This window comes from Rhodococcus sp. OS5 (assembly GCF_056837585.1).
Map to the genome: position 1 here is coordinate 2,759,563 of NZ_CM166368.1, position 24,387 is coordinate 2,783,949.

Annotated in this window: 27 protein-coding genes; 18 read left to right on the top strand and 9 right to left on the bottom strand. The window is 62.4% G+C overall.

Features of this window, described 5'->3' with window-relative positions; genetic code table 11:
• Window positions 1-167 precede the first annotated feature (167 nt).
• The 5 genes from ACVZUB_RS13045 (at window position 168) to ACVZUB_RS13065 (ending at window position 4,732) form a co-directional block, all read left to right on the top strand.
• Window positions 168-425 carry a DUF3311 domain-containing protein gene (locus ACVZUB_RS13045; protein WP_003942271.1) on the top strand — a complete coding sequence of 86 codons (258 nt, stop codon included), beginning with the start codon at window positions 168-170 and terminating at the stop codon, window positions 423-425.
• The gene (locus tag ACVZUB_RS13050; protein ID WP_003942149.1) at window positions 422-1,918 is read left to right on the top strand and encodes a sodium:solute symporter family protein; all 1,497 of its coding nucleotides are present in this window, start codon (window positions 422-424) and stop codon (window positions 1,916-1,918) included. Before ACVZUB_RS13045 ends, ACVZUB_RS13050 begins: the two co-directional genes overlap by 4 nt.
• A complete protein-coding gene (locus tag ACVZUB_RS13055; RefSeq protein WP_065455803.1) occupies window positions 1,915-3,504 on the top strand; it encodes an amidohydrolase in 1,590 nt (529 codons plus the stop codon). Before ACVZUB_RS13050 ends, ACVZUB_RS13055 begins: the two co-directional genes overlap by 4 nt.
• Window positions 3,505-3,554: 50 nt before the next feature.
• On the top strand, window positions 3,555-3,710 hold the full coding sequence (locus ACVZUB_RS13060; RefSeq protein WP_155419219.1) for a hypothetical protein: 156 nt from the start codon (window positions 3,555-3,557) through the stop codon (window positions 3,708-3,710).
• Window positions 3,711-3,817: 107 nt separating this feature from the next.
• On the top strand, window positions 3,818-4,732 hold the full coding sequence (locus tag ACVZUB_RS13065) for a tyrosine-protein phosphatase (protein ID WP_007735104.1): 915 nt from the start codon (window positions 3,818-3,820) through the stop codon (window positions 4,730-4,732).
• Between the two features lie 174 nt (window positions 4,733-4,906).
• On the opposite strand, the gene ACVZUB_RS13070 is transcribed toward ACVZUB_RS13065, so the two are convergent.
• Window positions 4,907-5,482, bottom strand: coding sequence for a TetR/AcrR family transcriptional regulator (locus ACVZUB_RS13070; protein WP_030535586.1), 576 nt, complete (start codon window positions 5,480-5,482; stop codon window positions 4,907-4,909).
• A 108-nt stretch (window positions 5,483-5,590) separates the two neighbouring features.
• Between ACVZUB_RS13070 and ACVZUB_RS13075 the strand changes: the two genes are divergently transcribed.
• From ACVZUB_RS13075 to ACVZUB_RS13085, 3 genes are all read left to right on the top strand, one after another.
• Window positions 5,591-6,772, top strand: a complete 1,182-nt coding sequence (locus ACVZUB_RS13075; protein ID WP_482628468.1) for a GDSL-type esterase/lipase family protein — start codon at window positions 5,591-5,593, stop codon at window positions 6,770-6,772.
• A 71-nt stretch (window positions 6,773-6,843) separates the two neighbouring features.
• The gene (locus ACVZUB_RS13080; RefSeq protein ID WP_042922656.1) at window positions 6,844-7,350 is read left to right on the top strand and encodes a VOC family protein; all 507 of its coding nucleotides are present in this window, start codon (window positions 6,844-6,846) and stop codon (window positions 7,348-7,350) included.
• A 52-nt stretch (window positions 7,351-7,402) separates the two neighbouring features.
• Window positions 7,403-8,218 carry a MerR family transcriptional regulator gene (locus ACVZUB_RS13085; RefSeq protein ID WP_052027951.1) on the top strand — a complete coding sequence of 272 codons (816 nt, stop codon included), beginning with the start codon at window positions 7,403-7,405 and terminating at the stop codon, window positions 8,216-8,218.
• A 19-nt stretch (window positions 8,219-8,237) separates the two neighbouring features.
• Here ACVZUB_RS13085 and ACVZUB_RS13090 read toward each other — a convergent pair whose 3' ends face one another.
• Window positions 8,238-8,393 (bottom strand): hypothetical protein, encoded by a 156-nt coding sequence (locus tag ACVZUB_RS13090; RefSeq protein WP_003942131.1) that lies wholly within the window; start codon window positions 8,391-8,393, stop codon window positions 8,238-8,240.
• A 276-nt stretch (window positions 8,394-8,669) separates the two neighbouring features.
• On the opposite strand from ACVZUB_RS13090, the gene lplAB reads away from it, so the two are divergent.
• Window positions 8,670-9,719, top strand: coding sequence for a lipoate-protein ligase LplAB (lplAB, locus tag ACVZUB_RS13095; protein WP_482628469.1), 1,050 nt, complete (start codon window positions 8,670-8,672; stop codon window positions 9,717-9,719).
• Window positions 9,720-9,764: 45 nt separating this feature from the next.
• Here the strand turns inward: lplAB and ACVZUB_RS13100 are convergent, their stop codons facing one another.
• Both ACVZUB_RS13100 and ACVZUB_RS13105 read right to left on the bottom strand, forming a co-directional pair.
• Entirely contained in the window at window positions 9,765-10,925 is a 1,161-nt protein-coding gene (locus tag ACVZUB_RS13100; protein ID WP_030535582.1) for a DUF7802 domain-containing protein, read from the bottom strand.
• Complete coding sequence (locus tag ACVZUB_RS13105; protein ID WP_482628470.1) at window positions 10,925-11,872, bottom strand: metal-dependent hydrolase; 948 nt, start codon at window positions 11,870-11,872, stop codon at window positions 10,925-10,927. Before ACVZUB_RS13105 ends, ACVZUB_RS13100 begins: the two co-directional genes overlap by 1 nt.
• A 225-nt stretch (window positions 11,873-12,097) precedes the next feature.
• On the opposite strand from ACVZUB_RS13105, the gene ACVZUB_RS13110 reads away from it, so the two are divergent.
• Window positions 12,098-12,754 carry a TetR/AcrR family transcriptional regulator gene (locus ACVZUB_RS13110; RefSeq protein WP_007735111.1) on the top strand — a complete coding sequence of 219 codons (657 nt, stop codon included), beginning with the start codon at window positions 12,098-12,100 and terminating at the stop codon, window positions 12,752-12,754.
• On the opposite strand, the gene ACVZUB_RS13115 is transcribed toward ACVZUB_RS13110, so the two are convergent.
• Both ACVZUB_RS13115 and ACVZUB_RS13120 read right to left on the bottom strand, forming a co-directional pair.
• Entirely contained in the window at window positions 12,720-13,454 is a 735-nt protein-coding gene (locus ACVZUB_RS13115) for an energy-coupling factor transporter transmembrane component T family protein (protein ID WP_042450697.1), read from the bottom strand. The genes ACVZUB_RS13110 and ACVZUB_RS13115 overlap by 35 nt on opposite strands.
• Window positions 13,451-15,490 carry an ABC transporter ATP-binding protein gene (locus ACVZUB_RS13120; protein ID WP_482628471.1) on the bottom strand — a complete coding sequence of 680 codons (2,040 nt, stop codon included), beginning with the start codon at window positions 15,488-15,490 and terminating at the stop codon, window positions 13,451-13,453. The genes ACVZUB_RS13115 and ACVZUB_RS13120 overlap by 4 nt, the downstream gene beginning before the upstream one ends.
• 111 nt (window positions 15,491-15,601) lie before the next feature.
• On the opposite strand from ACVZUB_RS13120, the gene dapB reads away from it, so the two are divergent.
• The gene (dapB, locus tag ACVZUB_RS13125) at window positions 15,602-16,357 is read left to right on the top strand and encodes a 4-hydroxy-tetrahydrodipicolinate reductase (RefSeq protein ID WP_007735114.1); all 756 of its coding nucleotides are present in this window, start codon (window positions 15,602-15,604) and stop codon (window positions 16,355-16,357) included.
• Entirely contained in the window at window positions 16,354-16,818 is a 465-nt protein-coding gene (locus ACVZUB_RS13130) for a hypothetical protein (protein ID WP_065455653.1), read from the top strand. Before dapB ends, ACVZUB_RS13130 begins: the two co-directional genes overlap by 4 nt.
• A gap of 34 nt (window positions 16,819-16,852) precedes the next feature.
• Here the strand turns inward: ACVZUB_RS13130 and ACVZUB_RS13135 are convergent, their stop codons facing one another.
• Window positions 16,853-17,509 (bottom strand): DUF3105 domain-containing protein, encoded by a 657-nt coding sequence (locus ACVZUB_RS13135; RefSeq protein WP_003942235.1) that lies wholly within the window; start codon window positions 17,507-17,509, stop codon window positions 16,853-16,855.
• A gap of 48 nt (window positions 17,510-17,557) precedes the next feature.
• Window positions 17,558-18,505 carry a hypothetical protein gene (locus ACVZUB_RS13140; protein ID WP_058038678.1) on the bottom strand — a complete coding sequence of 316 codons (948 nt, stop codon included), beginning with the start codon at window positions 18,503-18,505 and terminating at the stop codon, window positions 17,558-17,560.
• A 200-nt stretch (window positions 18,506-18,705) separates the two neighbouring features.
• On the opposite strand from ACVZUB_RS13140, the gene ACVZUB_RS13145 reads away from it, so the two are divergent.
• Window positions 18,706-19,104 carry a DUF1801 domain-containing protein gene (locus ACVZUB_RS13145; RefSeq protein WP_007735116.1) on the top strand — a complete coding sequence of 133 codons (399 nt, stop codon included), beginning with the start codon at window positions 18,706-18,708 and terminating at the stop codon, window positions 19,102-19,104.
• Between the two features lie 7 nt (window positions 19,105-19,111).
• Here the strand turns inward: ACVZUB_RS13145 and ACVZUB_RS13150 are convergent, their stop codons facing one another.
• Window positions 19,112-20,269 carry an isochorismate synthase gene (locus tag ACVZUB_RS13150; protein ID WP_020969440.1) on the bottom strand — a complete coding sequence of 386 codons (1,158 nt, stop codon included), beginning with the start codon at window positions 20,267-20,269 and terminating at the stop codon, window positions 19,112-19,114.
• 200 nt (window positions 20,270-20,469) lie between these two features.
• Between ACVZUB_RS13150 and ACVZUB_RS13155 the strand changes: the two genes are divergently transcribed.
• From ACVZUB_RS13155 to ACVZUB_RS13175, 5 genes are read left to right on the top strand one after another with little or no spacing between them, the layout of a single operon-like run.
• A complete protein-coding gene (locus ACVZUB_RS13155; protein WP_003942230.1) occupies window positions 20,470-20,700 on the top strand; it encodes a phosphopantetheine-binding protein in 231 nt (76 codons plus the stop codon).
• A complete protein-coding gene (locus ACVZUB_RS13160; protein WP_003942103.1) occupies window positions 20,688-21,488 on the top strand; it encodes a 2,3-dihydro-2,3-dihydroxybenzoate dehydrogenase in 801 nt (266 codons plus the stop codon). Before ACVZUB_RS13155 ends, ACVZUB_RS13160 begins: the two co-directional genes overlap by 13 nt.
• Before the next feature lie 41 nt (window positions 21,489-21,529).
• The gene (locus ACVZUB_RS13165; RefSeq protein WP_042450693.1) at window positions 21,530-23,194 is read left to right on the top strand and encodes a (2,3-dihydroxybenzoyl)adenylate synthase; all 1,665 of its coding nucleotides are present in this window, start codon (window positions 21,530-21,532) and stop codon (window positions 23,192-23,194) included.
• A 36-nt stretch (window positions 23,195-23,230) separates the two neighbouring features.
• Window positions 23,231-23,878 (top strand): isochorismatase family protein, encoded by a 648-nt coding sequence (locus tag ACVZUB_RS13170; RefSeq protein ID WP_003942132.1) that lies wholly within the window; start codon window positions 23,231-23,233, stop codon window positions 23,876-23,878.
• A gap of 47 nt (window positions 23,879-23,925) precedes the next feature.
• On the top strand, window positions 23,926-24,378 hold the full coding sequence (locus ACVZUB_RS13175; protein WP_003942217.1) for a flavodoxin family protein: 453 nt from the start codon (window positions 23,926-23,928) through the stop codon (window positions 24,376-24,378).
• The last annotated feature ends 9 nt before the right edge of the window (window positions 24,379-24,387 follow it).

Sequence of the window (24,387 nt, forward strand, 5' to 3'; positions counted from 1 at the left end):
TGCGTCCCGTGAATTTCACGAACGAGCGTCGTGGATTCCGGGGTTCACCCATGGTCCCGCCATAGTGACGGGAGGCACACTCAACGCTAGACCGGACGACGATTCGACGGCAAAACGCCCCTCGCCTCATCTGCTCCGGATCGATCAACGGCTAAGGAGCCACAATCATGTCCAACGAGGCGAAGAGTGCCTTGCTCGCAATCGGAGTTCCGTTCGTCGGGGTGCTGGGCGGGATAGTTGCGCTCTCCGGATCCGAACTGACTGTTCTCGGATTTCCCATTTTGTTCGCGTGGCTTTTCCTGTGGATGCCGCTGACCTCGTTGTGTCTCCACATGGCATGGAAGTTCTTTGACCGCAAGGACTTCGAGGAAGCGGAACGAAACGAACTGGCTCAGGCCAAGACCGAGATCGGGGATCCGACATGATCGCTGCAACATTTACGCTCGTGCTACTCCTCGCGCTCGGCGCCGGAGTGCTTTCACGCCGTGGAAGCAAAAAAGAGATCTCCGACTACCTCGTGGGCGGGCGATCTTTCGGTCCCGTGCTGGTTTTCATCCTGGGAGCAGGTGAGGCCTACAGCATCGGTACGCTCATTGGATTCCCCGGCGGTGTGTACGCCCACGGGGCAAGCTACGGCGTCTGGTTCATCGGATACATCTTGCTTGCCTATCCGATCGGATACTTCTTTGCGCCCTACCTCTGGCGGGCAGGTAAGCGGTACAACGCGATGACGCTGCCCGATGTGGCCGGGCGGCACTTTCGGTCGCGCGGGTTGGAACTGACAATCGCGATTGCCTCGGTAGTCTTCCTCATTCCCTGGGGGCAGTTGCAGCTTGCCGGCCTCCAGGTCGCGCTGAGCGGACTTGGCATCACCATCAACCCGACGGTGGCAGTTTTCGTCGGCGCTGCGCTTGCTCTGCTCTTCCTCCTGCTTTCGGGTGTACGTGCACCGGCGTTCGTGTCTTACGTCAAGGACGCAGCTCTGCTGCTGGGAGCGATCCTGATCGGACTGGCCGCCACGGCCAAATCCGGCGGTATCACGAAGCTCTTTGCCGATGCGGCATCCCATGGGGCCGGGCAGGCCTCGCAATCCACCGTCACCGGTTCGTCGCTGACCTTCGTGCTCACCACAATTGTGTTCCAGTCACTCGGCTTTTTCGTCTTCCCCTTCATCGTGCAGGCCGTGCTATCGGCGAAGTCCGAGGCAACCCTCAAGCGAGTCGCCCGATTCAACCCGCTGTACATGCTCATGTATCCCTTCCTCGTCGCTGCTGCCTTCGGAGCAATTTCATTGCTGCCCAACAAGCTCGAGGGCGCAGAGTCCAACGAGGTCCTCCTGCAACTGTCCCGCCTCGTGCTCCCGGACTGGCTGACCGGAGTGGTGGCGGGTGGTGCGGCACTGTGCGCGATCGTTGTTCTGTGTGGCTCGGCGCTGGGAATCGGCTCGATCGTCTCGCGAAACATCGTTCCTGGAATACCCGAATCACGTCAGAGAGTGTGGGTGCGCGGGGTCATAGTCGCCTACCTCGGCCTCTCGCTGATCCTCACCCTCGCCGCACCCCAATTGCTGCTGACGCTGGTGAATACCGCGTATTACGGGGTGACCCAGGCCGTGGTGGTGTTCGCGACGATGATCTTCGGGTGGAAGCTGCGACCGGCAGCGCTCGCGATGGGCGTGGTGCTCGGCGACGTGCTGGTGCTCTGGCTGTACCTCGACACACACGGCACGGTATCGATGTGGTTGGCGGACAAAGGCATGAACATCGGTGCCGCAGCCCTTGTTCTGAACGTGTTGTTCGTGTCCGCCACCCGGGTGATGTGGCCTCCTGTCGAAGCGGTTTCGGGCCTCCGTGCAGAAAATCGATCGGCACCAGTGCCTTGCCCCGCAGTCCCGACCGCGAAGGCGGATATCCGATGACTCGGACACTACTCACCGCAGATGCAATCCTCACCCAAGACGCAGCGTCACCCCAGGTTGAGGCGCTCGTCCTCGATGGAGGCCTGGTTGTCGCCACCGGAAGTCGAAAGGACATGGGGGAGTACACCGGACCGGAAACTCGTCGGCTCGATCTCGCCGGCGCTACTGTGATCCCGGGGCTGATCGAGTCGCACATTCACCCGACCTACTCCGGCTTGACTGACGGATGGGCTGATTGCCGGACGCCACCGTGCGCCTCGATCACGGATATCCAAGGGGCTCTGCGGAACTCAACTCCCACTCACGGCTGGATACGTGGATGGGGGTACGACGACACACAACTTCGAGAAGGTCGCCATCTCACACGCGATGACCTCGACGCAGTCTGCACCGACCGCCCGATCATCGTTCTGCACATCTCGGGGCACTTTGCGGTGGCAAACACTGTTGCGCTTGCAACTGCAGGCATCGACGAATCGACGGTGGATCCCGGGGACTCGCAGTTTCCGCGTGGGGCGGACGGGAGGCTCACAGGGATGGCCTGGGAAATCGACGCCGTGGCACGGTTGAGTGGCGCGATACCAGACCTGACACAGGCAGAGGTGCAGACCGCGTTGCTGCGTAGCTTGACACTGGCGCGTTCGCGAGGAATCACGACCGTCCACGATCTAGGGGTCGGCCTGTCGGCGGGCATGCAGGAGTTGGCCGCCTATCGTGCCCTGGACACCATGGGCGAGATGCCCGTGCACACGGTTGGCTTCCTTCGGGGTGATCTCGCGATCGCAGAACTGGAGGAAAGGAACATCGCTTTCACGGCTGCACCGGCCCCAGGGTCACGCTTCCGCCTGGCCGGCGCCAAATTCTGGGCGGATGGGTCCATTCAAGGATTGTCTGCAGCCTTGCGAACTCCGTATACCTGCAGCCCGAACCATCACGGTGATCTGCTCTATCCGCAGGAGCAACTCGACGACATGGTTCTCCAGGTGCACCGCGAGGGAGGTCAGGTCGCGGTGCACGCCAACGGCGATGCGGCTGTAGCCGCCGCCATCGCGGCGCTGCGCAGTGCGCACCGCAGTGACGGACGTCGAGCGCGGCACCGTATCGAGCACTGCCAGGTGAGTGGGCCTGCGGATCTCGAGGCGATACGTGATGCCGAGATCGGGGTGAGCTTTTTCGTCAACCATGTTTTTCATTGGGGCGATCGTCACCGTGACCGTTTCCTCGGTCCTGAGAGAGCCGGCAACCTGGACCCGCTGGCGTGCGCCGATGACATCGGCTTGAAATTCGGGCTGCACTCGGATTGCCCGATAACGCCGATGGATCCCCTCCAGACGATTAGGACTGCTGTGAATCGGCTGACCATGGGCGGTGCCGTGCTTGGCGCCCACCAACGGATCGGAGTGCAGCGTGCAGTGCAGGCCATGACTGTGGACAGTGCGTACTTGGTCCATGACGAAGGACGGGTGGGGATCTTGGCGCCGGGTCGTCGTGCGGACCTTGTCGCGCTCGACGGCACTCTTGCTGCTCTCGCAGACGCTTCGTCCGACATTCCTCAGCCTGCACTGGTCATGGTCGACGGCCGGTAGCGCATGAGATTGATTTCGTCCCAACGGATACCAGCTCGAGGTGGAGATTCGTGCAGTTGCTCGACAGTGAAGTTGTTCGGCGCTGTGCAGTTACGGCTGCCGCCGCGGCCGCGGTCTGTCGTTCGATCGGGCCCGGCGTGGTCGATGGCGACGCAGTGACGGGCAAGAGTTTCTTCCTGCAGGATGGCGGCTGGCCGGGCACCTGAACACATGTCCGGTTTCTGGAGCAAAGTCGGGACGAGGAGCGTGCCACCCTTGTAATCTCGCACGGGAGTTTGCGGGGCGCGGGGTATCCCGCACAGCGAATGAGAGGATGAAGGTGACAACTGTCTACACGCGCCGCCGAGGGGCGCGCCCTTTCGGAATCGCCCTCGCTGCGCTGGTCGCTATGGGTGCGGCCCTGACAGGCCCCACACTCGCCTCCGCTTCGAGCGGCGACCTGCAATTGGGTTCGAGTCAGTTCGGATCGTCCGGGGAGCAACCGCCGCTGCCGGAGATCCCACCGCCGTCCGCGGCCGAGATCAGGCTCGACGAGGCGCGGAACTTCCGCGATATCGGCGGGTATCGGACTACCGACGGCAGGACCGTCCGGACAGGCCTGGTGTTCCGTTCCAACAAGCTCAGCTCGCTCAATGAGACTGATCTGGCAAAACTCACCGCCGCGAACCTGACCCTCGACGTCGACCTGCGCAACGCCTCCGAACGTGCGGAGGATCCCGATCGGATCCCCGCCGGGGTCACCTACCAGGTCGCCGACGTCGTCAGTATCGAACACGGCATCGCGTTCCACGAGTTCGTTCCCCTGACCCTCGGTCGCGCGTTGATCGACGGCGCAGTCAAGGGAACCTCGAACATCGGCCAGAGCATCGGCTACCCGTTCATGGTCAACTACCGTGGTTCCGATGTCGCCTTCCGTGACCTGCTGACTGCGATCGCGAACAACTCCGACGGCGCAACCGTCTACCACTGCAGTGCAGGGAAGGACCGCACCGGTTGGGGTACCGCGATCCTGCTGACCATTCTGGGTGTCCCCCGTGAGTTCATCAGTGCCGATTTCATGGCGTCGAACACGTACCTGGGCCGGGACGACGCGGTGGACCTGTCGTGGCTCGATGCGGCGTATGCACAGGTGGACCGGCTCTACGGCGGTATGGATACTTACGTACGGGAGGGCCTCGGCGTCGACCAGGGCACTGTCGACTCTCTGCGCGCCAAGCTTCTCCTCTAAGCGGAGCTCCACGCCCGGCTTCTTGCCTACTCGGACCTTCTTCTGTCCCAGTGCGACCTGTGGTTGCGGGAGCGCGCGATTGTGTGGCGCCGCTCCTGGGGTGGGCCCGAGGTTTCTTGGCCGTGTGCGATCACCAAGTGGCGCAAGAACTTGGCGCGCAAGAATCACGACTGGTCATGGACTCGACGCTGGCCAATTGGTCAGCATCGAATCGAGAGCCTCGAGGATTCTTGCCCAGCTTTCGGCGCTGTCCGGTGCACTGTGGCTGAACGATCCACCCAGCTCGAGGCTGGCGTACCCATGAAAAACGCTGCCGAGCAACCGAACTGCGTGGGTCTGATCGAGATCGGTGAGGTTGTACCCGCGCAGAATCGATCGCATCATCTGCGAGTGTCTGAAACCCGCGCTCGCGGCCGCGGCCTCCGGGGTGAGGCGCATCTGTGACGCGGCGTACCGACCAGGGTGTGACCTCGCGTAGTTGCGGTACACGTTCGCGAAGGCGGTCAAGGCGTCGCGGCCGGACCGACCGGCCACGGCGTCGGCAGCCTGGTCGGCCATCTCTTCCAAGGCAAGCAGCGCGATTCTGGTTTTGAGGTCGTTCGAACTTTTCACGTGCGAGTACAGGCTTGCGACCTTGACGTCGAACGCTCTGGCGACCGCCGATACGGTCACCTGCTCGAAGCCCACCTCGTCGGCCAATTCGGCGCCCGCCACGGCGAGGCGTTCGGGTGTCAGTCCTGCGCGAGGCATGTCCGTTGGTCCTGTTCGTCGAGAAGTGAAACCGCTTGCCTAAATAGTATAGGCAAATTACTGTGTGCTGTAGTTAAAACCTTCGCAACTTAGCTACAGGTGAATGAGATGAACAGCCAGAGCAGCTGGATTACTACCGCAATTTCCGAGGACATCGTGCGCGGAGCCCTCGAGCTCGAGCGGACCGAACGCGGTGTGCTGACACACCGTCTGCCTGCCAGAGCTCGCACGCAATTCGCTGACGGGCAGATGGCAATGGCGCAATCACAACCGTCCGGAGTGCGGCTGGTGTTCCGAACCAGCGCTACGGCCATCGAACTCGACACTCTGCCCACGAAAATGATCTACATCGGTGCTCCGCCGAGGCCGCAAGGGGTGTACGACCTGATCGTCGACGGCGAACCAACCGGGCACGCAATCGCTGAGGGTGGCAACACGGTGACGATCGACATGGCGACCGGTACCGCTCAGAGACAATCCGGACCCGTCAGCACCATCCGCTTCGCGGACTTGCCCGCGCGATCCAAGACCGTCGAGATCTGGTTGCCGCACAACGAAACCACCGAACTTGTCGCATTGCGAACCGACGCCCCGCTCGAACTCGCAGTCGGCACGAAGCGCGATGTGTGGCTCCATCACGGAAGCTCGATCAGTCAAGGCTCCGGCGCTGAAAGTCCCTCCCGCACTTGGCCTGCTCTCGCAGCCTCCCTCGGCGGCGTGGATCTGATCAACCTCGGGTTCAGCGGCAGCGCTCTGCTGGACCAGTACGTCGCCCGCGCTATGCGAGACACTCCTGCCGACCTCATCAGCATCAAGATGGGCATCAATCTGGTCAACTCCGACGTGATGCGCCTGCGGGCCTTCACGTCGGCAATGCATGGCTTCCTCGACACGGTCCGCGACGGTCATCCAGTGGCTCCACTGCTGGTCGTCTCGCCTGTCTATTGCCCGATTCACGAAGACACGCCTGGACCTGGTGCATTCGATTTCGACGCGCTTGCCAGAGGCGAAATGCGATTCGTTGCTACCGGCGATCCTGCCGAGCGTGCAGCCGGAAAGCTGACGCTGCGCTCTATTCGGGAAGAGTTGGCGCGCATCGTAACCCAGCGATCGGCGGCTGATCCCAATCTGCATTACGTCGACGGGCGCGATCTCTATGGTGCGGCCGAGAACGAAGAGTTGCCGCTTCCCGATCAGCTCCATCCGGACGCTGCGACGCACCGTCTCATAGGCGAACGCTTTGCCCAACGGGTATTCGCAGACGACGGCGCATTCGCACGCACGGTGTGATCGCGCAATCTGGTTCGATCGGATTTCACACGATTTGACCCTGACGTAGCGTGAGGGCTCACGATGACTTCATGACCGATACTTACCCGGCATTCGACATCAGCCCCGTCCCTGTCCCCGCTACAGACGCCGTGCCTCCGGAACAGTTCCGAGGTCTCTACGGAATGCCCATGTTCGTGTCGGTTCCGACATCGGATCTGGCCGAATCTGCCGACTTCTGGATCCGTGGGCTCGGTTTCTTCGACCTCTTTTCGGTACCGGATCGACTGACGCACCTGCGACGCTGGGCATTTCAAGACGTTCTGCTCGTGCCCGGCGAATGTGCAGATTCACCACCGTCCGTCAGCGTGAGCTTTGCGTGTGTGCTGAGTCAGATCGATCAGATAGCCAAGGCGTGTGAGGAATTGCGGCCCGGATGCACCAGCGGTCCACATCTGAAGCCGTGGAATTCACTGGAGTTGGAGATTGTGACACCGGAGAACGCGCGTGTGATCATGACGGCCGCTCGTCCGTACGACCCGAACAGTGCCGAGGCCGAGCATCTGCGAGGCATGGGAATTGACGGACCCGTCGACTGAACCGAGGTCTGACGCTGTGGCCTCCCGAACCGCGTCTGTCAGACTGGATCACGTGACGGACCAACTCTTCGGAGACGAGGCAGACAGTGCTCTCACTGTCGGTGCTGCCGCATCACGACTAGGCATAACCGTACGTACCCTCCATCATTGGGACGCAATCGGTTTGGTGCGTCCGTCCGGGCGCAGTGACGGGGGCTACCGGCAGTACACCGACGCGGACCTCGGCCGCATCGGCCGGGTGCTTGTCTACCGTGACGTGGGTTTGTCGCTCGACGAGATCAGGATATTGCTCGATGCGCCCGCAGCCCACGTGGACGAGACGCTGCGTGGGCAGCGCGCCGAGTTGCGGCAACGGATAGCCGACTTGGAGGAACTGGGCGAGTCCTTGGATCGCATCATCGATGCCAGGAAGTCGGGTGTGCTGTTGCCGGCACACGAGCAGGTGTCGATCTTCGGCCGACACTGGCAGCCGTCATGGGGACCTGAGGCGCACGAGCGTTGGGGTGACAGTGCGCAGTGGGCGCAGCACGCGGAACGGTCGGCGGGTAGGACCGCTGAGGATTGGCAGAAGATCGCCGACTGCGTCGAGACGCTCAACGAAAATCTGGCGCTGGCCTGCCGATCCGGTGTCGAACCGGGAAGCGCCGAGGCGAATTTGCTGGCAGAACGGCACCGAGCGTCGATCGGGGTTTACTTCGACTGCACACATTCGATGCAGGTGTGTCTGGGACGGATGTACGTGGCCGATCCGGGATTCACCGCGTTCTACGAGCAGGTCGAGACCGGTCTGACAGTGTGGCTCCGCGCTGTCATCGATGCGAATGCTCGGGCCAACGGGGTTGTCCCCGAATCGGCGACGTGGGTGTGAGTGAGCTGGTGGTCGCTCGTCAGTCCAAAGACGCACACGCAGTGCACCACGGTCGGCCGTCGACTCCGGGGGCACGATGGGACACTGCGATGCGCGCGGCCAAAATGCAGCTTTCGTTGTCGTGATAGACGTCGAGATCCGAAGGAACCGTCGAGTGGAACGCCGGGACCTTCATGTCTACCTCCGTTGTGGCTCGCCAGGGAGTTGGCTCGTTGCGGCAATCCTCCCACCACAGAGATCATCTCGCCTGTCGGCAGAAGCAGGGCCGTTGCTCGGCCATATGGCCAGGGGTCGACACGTGCGGTCCCGTCCGCGCGATTATGCAGCCCCGCAGCGACTTACAGGTGTGGTTACTTGGTCGCCCTGCCTTCCGAACAGATGCGCACTGCGTGCGCGGTGTGATCTTCGACGGCGCTCACCGCAGAGAATCCCGCAGGGATAGGCTGGACGGATGCGTGGAGAGTACAAGGTTCCTGGTGGAAAACTGGTCGCGGTCGACGTCGAGGTGGCGGACGGTCGGCTGGCCGAAGTCGCAGTCTCGGGGGACTTCTTCCTCGAGCCCGACAGCGCGCTCGACGACATCAACTCGGCGTTGCGCGGAATGCCCGCCGACTCGGATGCAGAACAGTTGGCACATGCCATCTCCACTGCGCTCGACGAGTCCGTCTCGATGATCGGCTTCACGCCGCAGTCGGTCGGCATCGCGATCCGGCGCGCACTCGGCCACGCCACGAGCTGGGCGGATCACACGTTCGACCTCATCCCGCCGGTGGTTCTCGATCCCGCGATGCACGTCGCGCTGGACGAGGTCATCGCGCGTGAGGTCGCATCGGGTGAGCGTCCGCCGACATTGCGTTTCTGGGACTGGGACTCGCCCTTGGTCGTGATCGGATCGTTCCAGTCCGTGCGTAACGAGGTCGACTCCGAGGCGGCTGCGCGGTACGGCATCGGGGTGGTGCGCCGAATCTCCGGTGGCGGCGCGATGTTCATGGAACCGGGCAACTGCATCACGTACTCGTTGGCAGTACCGGCGTCATTGGTCGAGGGTTTGAGTTTCGAGCAGTCCTACGCGTTTCTCGATCAGTGGGTCATGGGAGCGCTTGCCGAGGTCGGTATCAACGCTCGGTATGTGCCGCTCAACGACATCGCCTCGGACAAGGGCAAGATCGCCGGCGCCGCTCAGAAGCGATTCGCGTCCGGCACTGTGCTCCATCACGTGACCATGGCCTACGACATCGACGCTGAGAAGATGACGCAGGTGTTGCGAATCGGACGAGAGAAGATGTCGGACAAGGGAACCAAGAGTGCGGCCAAGCGCGTCGATCCGCTGCGTTCGCAGACCGGAATGACGCGTGCAGCAATCCTGGAGTCGTTTGCGCAGCACTTCCGAGGTCAATACGACACCCACGACAGCGATTACACGGACCCGGAGTTGGAGCAGGCGCGCAAGCTGGTGGACACGAAGTTCAGAACCGAAGAGTGGACTCACCGCGTCCCGTGAAACCGAGAAACCGGGACGAGACCCGAGCGGTCTCGTCCCGGTCGCCTAGGTAGCCGGAGTCGCTGAGTTTGCCCCGAGGAGCTCGGCGTCGGCCGTCCCGGAGTTCCGCTTCGGAATGGTGAAAGTTGCGCTCACGCACAGGATTGCGATGACGAAGCACGCCACTGTGTACCAGAGGTTCCCGATGGGATCTCCAGCGCTGGTGGAACCGTCGACCGCGTCGAAGAAGTCGGGAAGCGCACTCGCCCACAGGACGGCCATGACAACCAGGTACACCACGCTGTAGATCTGCACGAACCTGTTGGTGTGTGCAGGAGTGTTCGATTCTGCCGAGCGCAGGTGCGTCCATTGGCGGACGAGAACCACGATCGCGACCACTGTGAGGACTGCAAGTTCAGCGGCGTAGAGGAACCCGCGGACAGTGTCGCTTCCCATACCGAAGACCGTCGCCGGGAGCGGGAGAATGAACGTACCCAGCGAGGCCAGCAGGCCGATCACGATGGTGCGCCATACCAATTGAAGTCCGGAGAAGTGCTTGCCGGCATCGACGTGCCGTCCGACGAAGTACTGGACGCAGAATGCCAACGACATCGGCCACAGCGCGGCGAAGACGACCACGCTGGGAAGTGGAACCGCGTCGAACATGGGTTGGTTGATCGGGTTCGACGTCGACCACTCCCACCACCGCAACTGGGGCCCCAGGTGGTCGAAGATTTCGTAGAACGCATGGTGGACGAAGCCGACGCAGACAGCGCCCAGTAGTGGACCGTATTTGCGGAAAACGCCGAGCATTCTGACTATTTCGAAGGCCAACGTCGCCATCAGTGGATAGATGGCAACGATGTACAGCGGCAGTCGACCCCACATGAAGTCGACGGTGAACACGTTGTGCGCGAACATCGTGTCCACTTGTTCTTCGATGCCGAACGCCGCCGGGAAGTACAGCGGAGGCTCGATGATGAACAGGTAGGCGGTGGCGCCGAACCAGAGAACCAGATTGGTGGGGTCGCCGTTGCGGCGCAACCGCACGATCGCCAGGACCAGTGCGAGCACCGAGCCGACGATGATGGTCCATTCGAGGACGGGCAGGGTCCAGTTCTCCAGCGCCGCCGGGTTACGGAACTCGACGAGTCCACCTGCTTCCTGACAGGAGAAACCGAGTTCTGTTGCGAGCTGGGAGAACGTGGGGGAGCAGTGTTCTGCCATCAGTTGGCCCCTGACGTGATCGACTCGGCTAGTGCCTGAGATTCGGCGGTGTACCAGCGTGTGCAGTCGTAGCCGTCGTCGTAACGCTTGAACCACTGGTCGGCGAGTGCGGGGAGTTTCTCGTGGTCCGGGTTGTGATTGGGCATCTGGCTGCGGAAGACACCGCCGAGTGCGACGAGTTGTTCTCCGAGTTGAAGGTGATCGAAGGCGCGAGGCATCGTGCCCTTGGTCAGATACGGAGCGAACGACGTCAGAATCTTCTGCTTGGTGCGGTGGGTGGCGAACATCGACAGTGAGTCGACTTGCCGCTCGGAGAGCGGAACGTGCTGGTTGAAGCCTGCGCAGGCGATACGAATCACCTTCATGACGTGTGCGAAGATCGACGGCGCCATTCGCATCCGGTAAAGCTCGCTTCCGACAACGGAATTGAAGATGATCAGAGCCGAGCTGCGATGCTCGACCTCCTCGACGAAGTGCCAGATGAACAGTGACGCGACGCGGTCGTCTCCCGGGCGGAACAAGGTCGCCTCGTTGTCGAGCATCAGCTTGAACACCGGAGTGAAGGTCGCCTCCAGATCTGCGGTGTATGCAAGCCGGTAGTTCAGCGAGGTCGCCTCGGTCAGTAGATCGAATTCACCGATCACAGCGTCGAGCGTGTTCTGTAGTCCGGGGTAGCGCCTGATCAGAGCCTTCACATGCTGGCGGTGCGCGGTCGAGTGATGGCCTTCCTGACGCATGAACGCCACGGCTTCCTCGGCCACTTCAGGATCGCTGATCCGCGACTTGGTCTGCATGATCATCTTCACGATCATCTTCTCGAAACCGATGGCCAGGAACGAGACCGCGTTGGACATGCTCGACCAGGCCGGGTTCTCCGGGTTCCACAGGAAGGGAACGTCCTGATCCTCGAATCCGAAGTCCATTTTTCGGGGTTGAAGGTTGGTCACTTGTCGAACCTCGTCTTTCGGAGGGGCTGGTCAGGTGGCCGCTCTGGCACTCGAAGCCACGTGTGGCGGTAATCATACATATTGGTGTGCAGTTGTATGTTCACTTTCGGAGAGGGGAGTGAATTCGAGGGGCGCAGATGCAAAACCTGCCTGTGTTAGCCTGTGGCTCTTGGACTTCGAGCGCAAAGACATGGTTCGAGCCTCGTTCGAGCGAGGAAGTGGGCAGTGGCACGAAGGCGTGGGTGGGGCGGCAATCCACCGGACAGTGACGAAGATGCGTCTCGTCGCATTGTCGAGGCCGCGGTCGAGTTGATCGGACGGACGAGTTCGGAAATCAGCATCGGCGACGTCGCCGAGTCACTGGGCGTGATCCGGCAGACCGTGTATCGATACTTCCCCAGCGCCGACGCTCTGATGCGGGCAGCGGCAATCGCGTCGGTCGACGGCTACCTCGATCGGCTCACCACACACGTGAGCGGCATCGAAGATCCCGTCGAGGCGATGACCGAGGGTGTCGTCTACACCCTGACCCAGGTCCACCGAACGCCGCATCTCGGCATTCTGCTCACCAGCACGAATTCGAGTCTTCATCCCGAGGGTCTGACCTCTCAGGAGGCGCAGGCCTTCGGAATGGCGATGATCACCCGCTTCGACGTGGACTGGGTGCGTTTCGGATACGACGACGCATCACTTCAGGAACTGGTCGAATACGTCCTGCGGACGATGCAGTCGTTTTTCCTCGCGCCCGGCGACCCGAAGCGGAGCGACGAGGAACTGCGGCGATACCTACGGCGCTGGATGGGTTCTGCGATCATCGCCCAGGGAAATTCTGTCAGCGGTGATCCGATCAGCGCAGAACCAGAGTCAAAACAACCGCGCTGACGCACGCGGCGATGACGACGATCAGCGCGAACAGGTCGGCGAGCTGAGGGCGCTTGGGGTACGCCGCGATCAAACCGGTGCCCCCGCGAGCGGAGATCGCTTCACCCATCTCGGCAGAGCGCCGAATTGCCACCGACATGGTCGTGGTGATCAGATCGACTATCGAATTGTCGGCAGCGCTGTTCACCACAGCTTTCGGGCGTAGTCGTCGCGCCGCCACCAGGGTGAGCATCTCGTCGATCAAGAGCGGAAGTGAACGAATGCAGAGGGCCGTCGCGATCGCCCACTCGTCGACCGGGATCTTGAGGAATCGCAGCGGTCTACCGAGCGTTGCCAGTGCCGGCGCCACATCGCTCATCGACGTGGTCCATGCCAACATCAGTGAGACGCAGAGCAATACAAGACCGAACGTCACAGCTTGCAGGTAGATGAACACTGCGTCGAGGCCGATCGGAAGATTGATCAACGCGCCGAGCAGGATCAGCGCCCACAACCACCACGGAGGTCGCGGAACTGCAGTCGGGGGGATGCGTCCGATCACCGCGGTCAGCAACAACAATCCGAGTACGACGCCGATCGCCGGCCAGGACGGAGCGGTCACGACCACGATGCTGACGAGAACGACGGCAACGATCTTCGTTCCGGCCCACAATCGGTGGATCGGCGATGAAGTCGGGACTTCGCGCAGAAGTGTTGTCACGTCGTCGATCCTTCCAAGGCGCTGCTGGCGGCAGGGTCGAGGATGCGACCCTCCGACAGTCGAATTGTTCTGCTGCACACGGCGTCCATGCCGTCGACATCGTGGGAGATGACGACTACTGCGGTTCCGTTCCGACGAATCCACCTGAGTACGTTCAGGATTTCGTGTCGACCGGGTGGATCGAGACCGGCCAGCGGTTCGTCGAGGATGAGTACCCGCGGTTGGCGCACGAGGAGACCGGCCAGGACGACGCGTCGCATCTGTCCGCCGCTCAACTCGTCGATGCTGCGGCCGGCGGTGTGACGGTCGAGTCCGACGGCGTCGAGCGCCCACGAGACTTGCACCGATCCGATCTCCGGACCTCCGGCGGCCTCGATGTCTTCGGCGACGGTTCGGCGTTGCAGCTGCAGTCGCGAATGCTGGAACGTGAGACCGACGGTGCCGAGTTGGCGTGAGACGGGTTTGCCGTCGAAGACTGCGGTTCCCTTGCTCGGTGCGATCAAGCCCGCCATGATCCAGGCCAGAGTCGATTTACCGGAACCGTTGCCGCCCAGAACCAGCAGCCCGTCGCCGTCGCCGATTGTGAGGTTGACGTCCGACAGTGCGCGCCGCGACCACGGAGTCCGGTCGTTGTACTTGTGGGTGACATCGGTGAGTTGGAGGACAGCTCGAGTGCTGACCGGCCACGGCGCAGACGGCGGACCCCCGAACGTCGACGTCATCCAACCGGGTTGGTGATCGATCTGCCGTCCGCGTTGTAGTTGAATCACCCGATCTGCGTTGCGGGTGTCGGCGTGGTGATGGGTGACCAGTACCACGGCCATCGGGTGGCGTCGCGGAAGTTCGGCGAGGAGCGAGACCAATTCCTCCCGGCCGGCCTGATCGACCATCGCGGTGGCTTCGTCCGCGATCAGCAGAGCGGGGCGCCGCGCCAGCGCGGCTGCAACAGCCAGACGTTGCATCTCGCCACCGGACAGCCCGGAGGTCTCACGCATACCCATGCCCGCGAGTCCCACCTCGGCCAGCAGTGCATCGACGTCGGGATGCGACTCGGGGGGGAGCCCCCAGACGACGTCGTCCGCGACGCGGGTTCCGAGGATCTGGCTTTCGGGTCGTTGGAGGACGACGGCGGTTCCGCCGTGTCGGCCGAGACCGGCGGACCCGGGTCTCGTCAGCGTCCCGACAGTCGGCGCGCGACCGGCGAGCAACCGGGTGAGTGTGGACTTGCCCGAGCCGTTGTGGCCGACGACGGTGACGAACTCTCCTCGTCGCACGGTGAAGTTGACGTCGACGAGGGCCGGTGTCGTTGCACCCGGATAGGTGAAGCCCACGTGATCGAAAGTGACCGGCAGAGGATCGATCGGACGGTCGTCGGGTGCTGTCTGGAGCGGGTCGGCCGAAGGGAGTGCAGCCAATCGGTCGAGGACGGCGCCGAGGACGAAATAGGAGACGACGGTACTGAGGACGATTCCGGAGATGATGGACACGCCGATCCACAACCACCAGTAGTCGATGATCGAGCCGATGCTGTTCTCGATCCATTCGGCTGCGCCGACCAGTGTGGGGGCACGCTTCAAGATCTCGGCCACGCCCAACGCGGTGTTCTCGAGCGAGGTCAACAACAAGGTGCGCAGCGGAGCGAGAACAAGCAACAGGACTATGGAGAACAACGCCAGCGCGGGCCCGATGACCAATGACGACAGCAATGCGGAGACGAAGCCGAGACCGCGCCGCTTGACCGTACCGATGATTCCGCCGAGGAGAGCGCTCAATGCGACCGCCGCCGCAGATCCCGAACCCGCCGCGACAAAGGCGACTGCCGTGGCCGAGATACCGGCCGTCGTCACGGCGCGGACTCGGAAGCGCTGGGCAACAATTCCCATCGGAACGGCGGCCACGAGGTTGAGGGCGCTGGCCATGGGGATGACCGTGGCAATGACGGACAACGCGACCGTGAATCCGGCCATGACGGCACCCGTTGCCAACTCGAGTGGTCGAAGGTTGCCGGTTTCGCGGACTTGCGGACGGTTGCTCACTACGTCCAGTGTGCCAGTGGTGACATAACTCCCGCCCGACTGATGGTGAGCGCATCGGGGTGATTGCGTAGGCTTCACCTCAAACAATGCATCGGACGGAGCGTGGAAGACGTGAGTGCAGCACCCATCAGGGTCGGGGTTCTGGGAGCCAAGGGCAAGGTCGGTCGAGCGATCTGCGAGGCAGTGGAAGCTGCTCCCGATCTGGAACTCGTCGCTCAGGTCGACACCGGTGATCGCATCGAGACGTTTGTCGACACCCGCACTCAGGTAGTGGTCGATTTCACGCACCCCGACGTCGTCATGGGAAATCTGGAATTCCTCGTGGCCAACGGAATTCATGCAGTGATCGGCACCACCGGTTTCGACGAGTCCAGGCTTGCGACTGTTCAGTCCTGGCTCGACGCCCAGCCGGCAACGGGTGTTCTGATCGCCCCGAACTTCGCCATCGGTGCTGTGCTGTTGATGCGCTTCTCGGCTGCCGCGGCGCGCTTCTTCGATTCCGTCGAGGTCATCGAACTCCATCACCCCAACAAGGCAGATGCTCCCTCGGGCACCGCATACCGAACGGCCGCGATGATCGCCGAGGCTCGCGCGGAAGCAGGCGTGGGACGCAGCCCTGACGCCACCACGACCGAGCTCGAGGGTGCGCGCGGAGCGGACGTCGACGGCGTCCGGGTTCACTCCGTGCGGATGGCCGGACTGGTCGCGCATCAGGAAGTGATTCTCGGAACTCAGGGCGAGACACTGACCATTCGCCACGACTCGATCGACCGGAATTCGTTCGCGCCGGGCGTTCTGCTCGGTGTCCGCCAGATCGGCTCGCGTCCGGGTCTGACGGTCGGTATCGATTCCTTTCTCGATCTATGAACAAGACCACTCGCACCGTCGCACTGATCGTCGCGATTTGCATTGCGCTCGCGGTGTACTTCGTGCTGCTCGGCCAGCGCGGAATCCAGCTCGTCCAGGACGGTGGCGGCGCCGCGATCGGTCTCGGGATCGGCGTGCTGATCCTGCCGTTCCTGGGGCTGTGGCTCGTCATCGCCACGCTCCGTGCCGGCTTCACGCACCAGCGCCTCGCGCAGCAGATTCACGACGAGGGCCTCGCTGTCGACGCGTCTGCGCTTCCGAAATTGCCTTCGGGCCGGATCGAGCGAGCGGCTGCCGACGAGTTGTTCGCCCAGATCAAGGTCGACTGGGAAGCAGACCCGGACAACTGGAAGCAGAACTTCCGACTCGCTCGCGCCTACGACTATGCCGGTGACCGAAGCCGGGCTCGGGAAACCATGCGACGGGCAGTCGAACTGGAACGCCGTTCACGAGGCAAGTAGGTGTCTACGCCGCGAAGCGGGGCCTGCTGAGACGCTACCGCTCCGGAACGGTTGTGGGAGATGACGGATCCGGAGTGGTGGGGTCGAATGGCGGCGGGTTGTTCGGGTCGAAGCTCGTCACCGGCACCGAACAGGTCGCGCCCACTTCGGGATACGTGTTCGGGTTGACGCGCAGAGCCGAGACGAACTGATCGATGCGCGCGTCCGCGGCGTTGTCGAGCTTGAGCTGACGGCCCCACGACTGCAGCGAGATCGGCGAATCCAGGGTCGGATACGGCGACATCAACGTGTAGCTCATGCCCTCGACTCGCTGTGCCAAGCGAGCCTGATCCTCGCTCGAGACGAGGTCGGGGTTGTACGTGATCCACACGGCCCCGTGCTCGAGAGAATGGACCGCATTCTCGGTCCGAATCGCTTGTGGATAAACAACTCCGGTGCAGTTTGCCCAGACCGAGTCATGACGGCCGCCGAAGGGCGGTGAATATGTGTACGCCACGCGTTCGTTCGGGCGTACGTGTTGGGCTGCTGGGTAGTCGACCGTGACAACTCCGTCGATGGCTTCGGACGGATCCGGGTTGTCGATGCTCGGAACAAACGCATCCGGGCGCGGTGATCCTTCGAGGGAATTCGCACACGAAGCCAGTGCGAGAACTGCCGAGACCACCACTGTCGCTCGAAGTTGTTTGTTCACTCGGCCATGATAGCGGCGCCTGTCCGCTTTCCCGGGGACGCGAATCGACTACGACCCGAGAGAGCCGCTCGCTCCGCCCGACAGTGCGATGTCGCTGGCGCCGCGAAGAATTCGGATTGGTGGTAATGGCCCTCGGTATGCCTCGGAGCCACTGATCAGATCACCGGCAGCGTCGAACGCGATCGCCTCACCTTGTGGCTCGTCGGGAAGGGGGACGCGAATCGGGTTGGTGTTCAACGCTTTCACGATATCGCCGTCGGGAGCTGCGTACAGGTAAGCGTCGGTATACGTGCGGAGCGCTACCACCGTGCCGTCCTTGCTCACGGCGCCGCCGGTGACAGCCATCGTTCCGGCGTGGGGAACGGGCCCACCGGGTGTGAGGGTGGGAGTAAATCTGAGCTGACCTACTTTGGCCAACATGGTCGGCGAGCCCGTACTCAGATCCTGAACCTGCTGTCGCTCAGCGGTTGTGTAGACCACGCTTGCACCTAGGTAGTCCTTGGTGACGATGACGGGAACCCCGTCGCTCTGGATCAGTAGTGTCTCGGCGTCGTGCGCGCCGTCGGGATAGACCAGGGGGTAGGAGGTCGCCGCACCTGAAGCCGGATCGAGTTCGATCAGCCCGACCGACGTTCGTACCGCGTTGTTGTCGCCGATGTCTGCCAGCCACAGATGGCCGTCGGGAGTCGACGACAGATCCTCGACGTCGACACGAGGGGTGCCCACGCTGATCCAGCGCTGCACGTGGCAGTTCGAATCGAGTTCGGCGACCCGATCGTCGGAGCCGCTGTCGCCGATTGCGTACATCCCGGCCGCGGTGACGGTGAGTCCGGACAGCTCGGAAAGGCCTGCATCGGTGGGTGTGCACAGTACGTCGAAGACGCGGGCCTGTTGCGCCGCCGCAGGAACGGTGTGAACGCCGACAATCGCGGCGGCGAGAACAACCGATCCGGCAGCCCAAGCGACTGAGTGGGTGAGCGGTCGATTCCAGATCACGATGCAGTCCTCCAGGCCGAAGAATCGGGACTTAGTACCCAGAGAATACTGGACGTCCGTCTCACTTTGACCGAAACTGCAAGAAATCGCATCTGCCGAGACGCCGTGATGCGTCAGTGATTCACCGAGTGAATCCGCGTGCAGGAGGGGATACTCGACTCACCGGAGATCGGCGGCGACGAGCAGGAAGTGACGAAGCGATGGCGAAGAGTGAGTCCGACAAGCAAGGCGCAGATTCCCCGTCTCGGTTGATCGACAAGCGAATCGAGGAACTCGGAGACTGGCGGGGCGAGATGCTCGCCCGGATACGAACTCTGATCAAAGAAGTGGATCCGGATGTGGTGGAGGAATGGAAGTGGCGAGGTGTTCCCGTGTGGTACCACGCCGGAATGATCTGTACCGGTGAGACTTACAAGAGCGCAGTGAAGGTGACCTTTGCCAAAGGCGCATCACTCGACGACGCTTCAGGACTCTTCAACTCCAGCCTCGAGGGCAATACGCGGCGGGCGATCGATTTCCACGAGGGCCAAGCCGTCGACGAAAAGGCGTTCAAGGCACTCGTTCACGCCGCGATTGCCCTGAACACCTCGAAGAAGTGACGCCCTGTCAGAGATGATGTTCAGCGAGGTCGAACGCACTGAGTAGCGTGCGGAATTTTGTACTGGTCTCTCTCAATTCGATTTCCGGGTCGGAAGTAGCGACGATGCCGCCGCCGGCGTAGGCCCGCGCCGAGAGGCCGTCTGCTGCGATCTCGGCGCAACGAATAGCTACCATCCACTCGCCGTCTCCAGTCCGGTCGCACCAGCCCACGGCACCGGCATAGAACCCACGATCGGCTTCGGTTGCGGTGATGTGCTCGCGTGCGGCGACCGTCGGTGTGCCGCAGACAGCGGGAGTCGGATGCAGCGCCATTGCGAGTTCGAGCGAGGTCAGGCTCGGGTCGATCAGGACACCTTCGATCTTGGTCCCGAGATGCCACAGTTGCGGTGTCCGAAGGATTTCCGGTGCGCTGGGTGCATTGAAGGACGTGCACAGTGGTCCGAGTATCGCGCTGATGGAGTCGACGACAAACGCGTGTTCGGCCAGATCTTTGGTCGACGCGCGGAGTTGCTCGGCATTCGCCTCGTCCTGATCCGAATTCGGATGGCGTGCAATCGAGCCCGCCAGCGGGTGGCAGGTGACGACGCCGCCTCGCCTTTCGATCAGAACCTCGGGCGTCGAACCGACCAGCGAACGCCCGCGGTACTTTCCTCCGGCGGGGGACAGGTCGACGCAGAAACCGTTGTGCGCGTGATCGAGTGCAATCAGTTTCTCGGCCAGAGCGGCGGGGAAGATCGTGGACTCGGCCTCGATGGTCAGGGAGCGTGCGAGGACAACTTTGTCGAGTTCGCCTGCTCGAAGTCGTTCGATGGCTCCGCGGACCCTGTCGGTGTGGATCTGCGGGCTGGGTTCGAATCCGGCTACCCGCGAAGTGGGTAATGACGGGATGTTCGAGTGATATAGATCACCGCGGACTCGTGTGAAACTCAGTGGCGCGGTGAGGGCGGACGGCGTCTCCGGTGAGAACGGCAGGGCGCCGACGACCGAGTCGATGCGCCCGGTCTTGAGGGCTTCGGCAGCGTCGAAGGCCGAGTCGAATTCTTCGACTACTCCCGAAGTGCGGATCGACGTTTGCCTACGTGAGAGCAGGAAAACGGAGTCCGTTTCATCGTCAGTCCGGTTGTTGCGCAACGGGAATTCGGAGACTTCGGCGAGTGCTGACATGGACACCCTTCCAGTTCGACAGATTGCTTGTTATGTTGAGGCTAGCCTTAGTTTGGGTGAATTTGTGTTGCGAGCGCCCGGGTTGTGTACTTCCGTACCGTTATGGTTAGGCTGGCCTAAAGTCAAGGCGTGCGGACGGGGTCGACACGAGGGTTGGGTTGGCTCGATCTGAGCGCGTCGACCACTACTCGAGGAGACCGATGAGCAACACCGTGGACCGTGACCAGATCGTGCGCGACGTCGCCGAGGTTCTGTCGATGAGGGCAGAGCAACTCGGCGACGACGCGGACCTGGGTGACGAAGGCCTTGACTCGGTTCGCTTGATGACGCTCGTCGAACGGTGGCGGGGAGCGGGCGCGGATGCCGACTTCGCGGAGTTGGCAGAAGAGCCCACGATCAATGCCTGGGTTCAGGTCCTGTGCCCGCAGTGAGCGAGCGCCGAATCGCCGTGGTCACCGGTGCTGCGGCGGGGATCGGCGCCGCAGTGGCCCGTACGCTTGCGCGCGACGGGTATTCGCTGGCGTTGCTCGATCGCGACGACGTCGAATTGAAGCGGGTAACTGCGGAATTGGCAGAAACAATCGTCGAAGGCGCCGATATCGAGAGTCACGTCGTGGACGTGACCGATCGGCAGGCAGTCGACGCTGCAGTGGCCTCGACGATGGACACGTTCGGCCGGATCGACGCGCTCGCGCACGTCGCCGGAATTCTCGACACCGGATCGGTGCTGGACTCCGATCCGGACCAGTGGCGGAAGATATTCGGCGTCAACGTCTTCGGATTGCTGAACGTGCTGCAAAGCGTGGGACTGGAAATGCGTCGCCGTCGGGCCGGGGCGATCGTGGTCGTCTCGTCGAACGCGGCCGGTGTCCCACGTATCGGGATGGGTGCTTACGGTTCGTCCAAAGCTGCTGCCACCATGTTGGTTCGAACCGCTGGACTGGAGCTGGCTACTGACGGCATTCGTGTCAACGTGGTCGCTCCGGGATCCACCGACACAGCGATGCAGCGGTCACTGTGGTCGGACCCTTCCGACGATTCGGGTGCCGACGCGGTCATCGAAGGCAATCTGGCGAGCTATCGCCTGGGTATTCCGCTCGGAAAACTGGCCACCGCAGACGATATCGCGGACTCGGTGCACTTCCTGCTGTCCGACCGGGCGGCCCACATCACCATGCAGGCGCTGTACGTCGACGGTGGAGCGACGCTCAAAGCGTGAGACGTATTTGCTGACAGTACTTTCGAACAGGAGTCACTTGCATGACCTCGAGGATCGCTCGCGAGCCCTTGGCACCCGTCGCACAGTATCCACCCGATTTGGTGACGTATTATCGGGAACGAGGCTATTGGACTGACGAGACGCTGGCCGGATTCGTCACGGCCGCGGCCGCACGGCATCCCGACAACGAAGCGGTGGTCGGCAGCGATGCCTTTGGCACACAGACACGGCTGACGTATTCCGACCTCGATCGTCGCAGCTCGGCCGTGGCCGGAGGCCTGTCCGGCTTGGGTGTTCGCGCCGGTGACCGGGTGCTTCTGCAGCTGCCGAACATCGTGGAATACGTCGAAGCATTGTTCGGTGTGTTGAAGCTCGGCGCCCTGCCGGTATTCGGGTTGCCGGCGCATCGCCGAACCGAAATCGGATACTTCTGCCAGTTCGCTGATGTCGCTGCCTATATCGTCGCCGACCGTCATGGCGGGTTCGACTACCGCGCGCTGGCGCGTGAGGTGAACGAAGGCCTCGAGACTCCGCCTGTTGTGATCGTGGCCGGTGACCCCGAAGAGTTTGTCGGTTTCGATTCGCTGCGCGGATACGAGGTTCCCGTTCTTGCCGACGTCGATCCGTTGTCGGTCGCCTTTCTTCAGCTTTCCGGTGGCACGACCGGTGTTCCGAAGCTGATTCCGCGAACGCACGCCGACTACCTCTACTCGGTGCGAGCGTCCAACCCGATCTGTGGCGTCGACGACTCGACGCGCATGTTGGTGGTTCTTCCTGCAGCGCATAATTTTCCGATGAGTTCGCCGGGCATCCTGGGCGTTCTCCACGCGGGCGGCTCCGTGGTTCTGGCGCCGGACACCATGCCCTCCACAGCTTTCGGTCTGATCGAATCAGAGCGAGTCACGCACGCTTCCTTGGTTCCACCGATCGCGTTGGCCTGGATGGCCGCCCCCAGTAAGGCAGATCACGATCTGTCGAGCTTGCGGGTTCTCGGCGTCGGCGGAGCGAAGTTCAGCGCCGAAGCCGCTGCACGCGTACCCACGGAGTTGGGCTGCACCCTCCAGCAGGTGTTCGGGATGGCCGAGGGGCTGGTCAACTACACCCGCCTCGACGACACGCAAGAATTGATCGTCAGCACTCAGGGCCGGCCCATTTCACCCGACGACGAGGTTCGTGTGGTCGACGACGAAGGCGCGCTCGTCGCGCCCGGAACCACGGGGCACTTACTGACTCGGGGTCCGTACACGATCCGCGGCTATTACCGGGCGGATGCGCACAATGCCGAGGTCTTCGACGCCGAAGGTTTCTATCGCACCGGCGATCTGGTCAGCGTCACCGATTCAGGACATCTGATAGTCGAGGGGCGCGCAAAAGACCAGATCAACCGCGGCGGTGAGAAGGTTGCGGCCGAGGAGATCGAGAACCACCTGCTCTCGCATCCGGCTGTCCACGATGCGGCCGTCGTCGCCGTTCCCGACGAGTACCTGGGCGAACGAACCTGTGCTGTTCTGGTGATTTCCGGAGATGCCCCGACCGTCGGCGAGATCAAGCGATACATACGAGGCCGAGGCGTTGCGGCGTACAAGGTTCCGGATCGAGTGGAGTTCGTGACCGAGTTCCCCGTCACCGGCGTCGGAAAGACCAGCAAGGCGGCCTTGCGCCGTGTTCTCAGCGAATCGATTGCCGCACAGACTCTGTCGAGTTGATCGGTTCCCACCCCCACATTTTCGAGGAGATTCATCATGGCGCTACCCACAGCAGTGCGATACGAGATGCCCACCGAGTTTCCGCAAAATCGGGTCGACTGGACTCTCGATCCTTCCCGAGCGGTGTTGCTTCTGCACGACATGCAGGAATATTTCGTGAACGCGTACGACCGAAGCGTCGACCCGCTCCAAACCGTGGTTCCGAACATCGACCGGCTTCGTTCGTCGGCGCGAGCTGCCGGAATCCCGATCGTCTACACCGCGCAACCCGGTGATCAGGATCCCGAGGAGCGTGCGTTGCTGTCGGATTTCTGGGGACCGGGTCTGAAGGCAGATCCCGCTCACACCGACGTGATCGCCGAGTTGGCTCCGCATTCGGACGACGTGATGCTCACAAAATGGCGCTACAGCGCCTTCATCAAGACGGATCTGCGTGAGCGGCTGCGCGAGAGTGGGCGTGACCAGCTGATCATCACCGGAATCTATGCCCACATCGGTTGCCTGACTACCGCTTTGGACGGGTTCATGCAAGACGTGCAGATCTTCTTCGTGGGCGACGCGGTAGCCGACTTCTCCCTGGACGAGCATGTCGGTGCGCTCGAGTACGCGGCCGGGCGCTGCGCCTCGGTCACCCGAACCGACGACCTGGTCAAGGCGATGAGCGCGGAAACCGTTTCGGCGTAGGCGTGAACGGCGACGGGTGCGCCACCCGTCGCCGTATTGTCAGATGTGTGAAGACTCTGTTGGTGGTTCACCACTCGCCCTCGCCGACAACCCACGAATTGTTGGATGCAGTCCTGGCCGGGGCTCGCGATCCCGAGATCGAGGGCGTCGAGGTGAAGGTGATGCCGGCGTTGGCGGCGACGGTGCCCGACGTCCTCGCTGCTGACGGCTATCTTTTCGGAACCACCGCCAATTTCGGTTACATGTCGGGCGCGCTGAAATACTTCTTCGACACCACGTACTACCAATGCCTCGGCGCGGTTTCGGATCGACCGTACGGCCTGTGGGTTCACGGCAACAACGACACTGCCGGTGCAGTGTCCTCGGTGCGCAAACTCGCCACCGGGCTCGGATTGGTCGCGGTGGCGGATCCGCTCGAAGTGACTGTGAGCGTGGACAAATCTGTCCGCGATGGTTGTTATGAACTGGGCGGAACCGTCGCGGCAACGCTGATGGACTAGCCTTCACTT

What these genes read in the sequence shown, in the direction of transcription:
- ACVZUB_RS13045 (WP_003942271.1), top strand. Translation starts at nt 168, where the DNA reads ATGTCCAACGAGGCGAAGAGTGCCTTGCTCGCAATCGGAGTTCCGTTC.
- ACVZUB_RS13050 (WP_003942149.1), top strand. Translation starts at nt 422, where the DNA reads ATGATCGCTGCAACATTTACGCTCGTGCTACTCCTCGCGCTCGGCGCC.
- ACVZUB_RS13055 (WP_065455803.1), top strand. Translation starts at nt 1,915, where the DNA reads ATGACTCGGACACTACTCACCGCAGATGCAATCCTCACCCAAGACGCA.
- ACVZUB_RS13065 (WP_007735104.1), top strand. Translation starts at nt 3,818, where the DNA reads ATGAAGGTGACAACTGTCTACACGCGCCGCCGAGGGGCGCGCCCTTTC.
- ACVZUB_RS13070 (WP_030535586.1), bottom strand. Translation starts at nt 5,482, where the DNA reads ATGCCTCGCGCAGGACTGACACCCGAACGCCTCGCCGTGGCGGGCGCC.
- ACVZUB_RS13075 (WP_482628468.1), top strand. Translation starts at nt 5,591, where the DNA reads ATGAACAGCCAGAGCAGCTGGATTACTACCGCAATTTCCGAGGACATC.
- ACVZUB_RS13080 (WP_042922656.1), top strand. Translation starts at nt 6,844, where the DNA reads ATGACCGATACTTACCCGGCATTCGACATCAGCCCCGTCCCTGTCCCC.
- ACVZUB_RS13090 (WP_003942131.1), bottom strand. Translation starts at nt 8,393, where the DNA reads ATGAAGGTCCCGGCGTTCCACTCGACGGTTCCTTCGGATCTCGACGTC.
- lplAB (WP_482628469.1), top strand. Translation starts at nt 8,670, where the DNA reads ATGCGTGGAGAGTACAAGGTTCCTGGTGGAAAACTGGTCGCGGTCGAC.
- ACVZUB_RS13100 (WP_030535582.1), bottom strand. Translation starts at nt 10,925, where the DNA reads ATGGCAGAACACTGCTCCCCCACGTTCTCCCAGCTCGCAACAGAACTC.
- ACVZUB_RS13130 (WP_065455653.1), top strand. Translation starts at nt 16,354, where the DNA reads ATGAACAAGACCACTCGCACCGTCGCACTGATCGTCGCGATTTGCATT.
- ACVZUB_RS13145 (WP_007735116.1), top strand. Translation starts at nt 18,706, where the DNA reads ATGGCGAAGAGTGAGTCCGACAAGCAAGGCGCAGATTCCCCGTCTCGG.
- ACVZUB_RS13150 (WP_020969440.1), bottom strand. Translation starts at nt 20,269, where the DNA reads ATGTCAGCACTCGCCGAAGTCTCCGAATTCCCGTTGCGCAACAACCGG.
- ACVZUB_RS13155 (WP_003942230.1), top strand. Translation starts at nt 20,470, where the DNA reads ATGAGCAACACCGTGGACCGTGACCAGATCGTGCGCGACGTCGCCGAG.
- ACVZUB_RS13165 (WP_042450693.1), top strand. Translation starts at nt 21,530, where the DNA reads ATGACCTCGAGGATCGCTCGCGAGCCCTTGGCACCCGTCGCACAGTAT.
- ACVZUB_RS13170 (WP_003942132.1), top strand. Translation starts at nt 23,231, where the DNA reads ATGGCGCTACCCACAGCAGTGCGATACGAGATGCCCACCGAGTTTCCG.